Origin of the sequence: Kitasatospora sp. NPDC093558 (assembly GCF_040683475.1) — a bacterium.
In the GTDB taxonomy this organism is placed as follows: Bacteria; Actinomycetota; Actinomycetes; order Streptomycetales; family Streptomycetaceae; genus Kitasatospora.
Genome location: NZ_JBFBDY010000813.1, coordinates 1 through 2,485, shown reverse-complemented (window position 1 = coordinate 2,485; position 2,485 = coordinate 1). Strand labels below are relative to the sequence as shown.

General features: G+C 74.6%; 4 protein-coding genes. 1 reads left to right on the top strand and 3 read right to left on the bottom strand.

What is annotated here, in order from left to right:
- The coding region (locus AB0O00_RS35565; RefSeq protein ID WP_363658838.1) for an NAD(P)/FAD-dependent oxidoreductase at positions 1 to 857 on the top strand (857 nt) is incomplete at its 5' end.
- Between the two features lie 2 nt (positions 858 to 859).
- Here AB0O00_RS35565 and AB0O00_RS35560 read toward each other — a convergent pair.
- The 3 genes from AB0O00_RS35560 to AB0O00_RS35550 form a co-directional block, all read right to left on the bottom strand.
- On the bottom strand, positions 860 to 1,246 hold the full coding sequence (locus AB0O00_RS35560; RefSeq protein ID WP_363658837.1) for a hypothetical protein: 387 nt from the start codon (positions 1,244 to 1,246) through the stop codon (positions 860 to 862).
- Complete coding sequence (locus tag AB0O00_RS35555) at positions 1,243 to 1,383, bottom strand: hypothetical protein (protein WP_363658836.1); 141 nt, start codon at positions 1,381 to 1,383, stop codon at positions 1,243 to 1,245. The genes AB0O00_RS35560 and AB0O00_RS35555 overlap by 4 nt, the downstream gene beginning before the upstream one ends.
- A 444-nt stretch (positions 1,384 to 1,827) precedes the next feature.
- Positions 1,828 to 2,259, bottom strand: a complete 432-nt coding sequence (locus tag AB0O00_RS35550; protein WP_363658835.1) for a universal stress protein — start codon at positions 2,257 to 2,259, stop codon at positions 1,828 to 1,830.
- Positions 2,260 to 2,485: the final 226 nt, after the last annotated feature.

Below are 2,485 nucleotides of genomic sequence, written 5' to 3'. Positions count from 1 at the left end.
AGAGCCTGCTGGTCCTCGGCGGCGGCGCGATCGGGCTCGAACTCGCCCAGGTCTTCGCCCGGTTCGGCACCGACGTCACCGTCGTCGAGGCCCTGGACCGCCTGCTCCCCATCGAGGAGCCCGAGGCCGGCGCCCTCGTCGCCAAGGTCCTCGAACGCGCAGGCGTCGGGACACGGGTCGGCGCCCGCGCCGTCCGTGCCGAGCACGACGGGGTGACCTTCACCCTGCACCTCGACGACGGTGAACTCCTCTCCGCCGAAAGGCTCTTGGTCGCCACCGGTCGCCGCGCCGACCTCACCGGACTCGGTCTGGAGACGGTCGGCCTCGACCCCGCCGCCCGGGCCCTGCGCACCGATGGCCAGATGCGCGCCGCCGACGGCCTGTGGGCGATCGGCGACGTGACGGGCCACGGCGCCTTCACCCACGTCGCGATGTACGAGGCCGAGATCGCCGTCCGCGCGATCCTCGGCGAGCCCGGCCCCGACGCCGACTACCGCGCCCTGCCTCGGGTCACCTTCACCGACCCCGAGATCGGCGCCGTCGGCCTGACCGAACACCAGGCCCGCGAAGCCGGCCTCCGCATCCGCACCGGCACCGCCGACCTGCCCTCGTCCGCACGCGGCTGGATCCACAAGGCCGGCAACGAGGGCTTCGTCAAACTCGTCGAGGACGCCGACCGCGGGGTCCTCGTCGGCGCCACCTCCGCCGGCCCGGCGGGCGGCGAGGTGCTGTACGGCCTGGCGGTCGCGATCCAGGCCGAAGTCCCGACGGACCGCCTGCGGCACATGATCTACGCCTACCCGACCTTCCACCGCGCGGTCGAGACCGCCCTCGCCGCCCTCGTGGCCCTCGGCTGAACTCACCGCCTGGGCATGCCTCCGTGCGGGCTGATGACCACGAGCGGCAGTGAACCCTCCACGAGGTAGGGGTGGTCGGGGAAGTGCTCGATGTGGAGGTGGCCGCCGTCGTCCTCGTCGGCCATCGCCCGGAGGTTGTCGGCCAGGACCGCCCGGGCGGGAGCGTCGCCGCTGATCACCAGAACGCGGCGCGACACGTCCAGGCGCACCAGCACCCCGGGGCCGGGCGCGTCGCCGACCTCGGCCCCCGCCAGGTCGCGCTCGTCGGCCGACGGCGAGGTGCGGACGACGCCTTCGCCGTCGGCCACCGCACGTGCCAGGCGGGCCAGGTCCTCGGCGGAGCCGGAGAGCTCGGCCATCTCGTTCCGGGGGTAGCAGACGATTCTCATGGGCGGCACTCTTCCACGGCCGGTTTCACGATCGGGCGCCGGCCGGACGGTCGCTCGAAGCCCTCGGCGATGAGCCGGACGGCCGTGTTGGCGCCGCAGACGAAGTCGAGGCCGAGCGGGAACGTCCAGTGGTGCACCGCGACCGGCGCCCTGCCCGTGACGAGCGGCGAGGCCGGATCCGGCCCTCCGGCGGCGAATGCCGACGGAGCGTCAGGACCGCGAGGCGGCTGACGATGCCGCCGGGCGATGCACCGCATCCTGTCGCGGCGCGCACGGTGCTCCTGCGCCACCCCTGGGCCTCACATGTCATCGAGACCCGGACGAGCCCCACCCCCGGCGTGCCGGCGTACCTGGACTCGGTCATCGGGACGCTCCGAGCCGGTGGTTTTTCCGCCGACCTCACCCACCATGCGGCGCACGCCCTGGGCAGCCGTGTGTGGCGGTCCACTACCCCCACATCGCCGAGATCGTCCGGTCGCGGGCCAGGGCTGTGACGACCGGTTCGAGTTCGAGTTCGTCCTGGACCTCTAGCGGCTTCACCGGAAGGGGTGGACCACCGCCGGGCGCCGGCTTTCGCCCCGTCAGGGCCAGACGAGCAGGATCGGGCAGGGCGCGTGGTCGACGACGTACCGGACGGCCGGGCCGAGGCTGCGCGGACCGGGGTGGGTGCGGTCGCCGTCGCGGGCGAGGACCAGCAGGCCGGCGCCCTCGGACGCGGTGACGACCTCCCGTTCGACGCGGCCGGTGCGCACCACGGCGGTGCAGGGCAGACCGAGGCGCTCGGCGGCGGCGCGCACCAGGTGTTCGCCGGAGGCCGCCGCGAGGAGCTCCAGGCGGCTGGCGGGGTCGCTGCCCCAGCCGAGGGGGTCCGCAAAGGCGCCGTGCGCGGCCCCGGAGACCTCCGGGTCGCGCACGTAGAGCAGGACGATGTCGGCGCCGGGCGGGGAATGCTCGCGCGCGGCGTCGACGCAGGCGGGCCAGGCGCCCTCGGTAAGCAAGACGACGGTCGTCACGTGTCACGCTCCGATCGTGCGGAGTGACCCCAACAGTGCCACCACGGCCACGATCAGGGAAGCGGGTACGGCCTGCGGACCGAGCCGGGGCGGCCGCGCCGAACACGACGGGAGCCGGCAGCGCCACCGGTCACGCCCACGCCGAGTACCGCCGACGCCACCAGACCGGCAGCTGCCTCGGCCGCCCGCCGGTTCGCGCCATGCGAGCCCGGCGGGCGCGGAACGG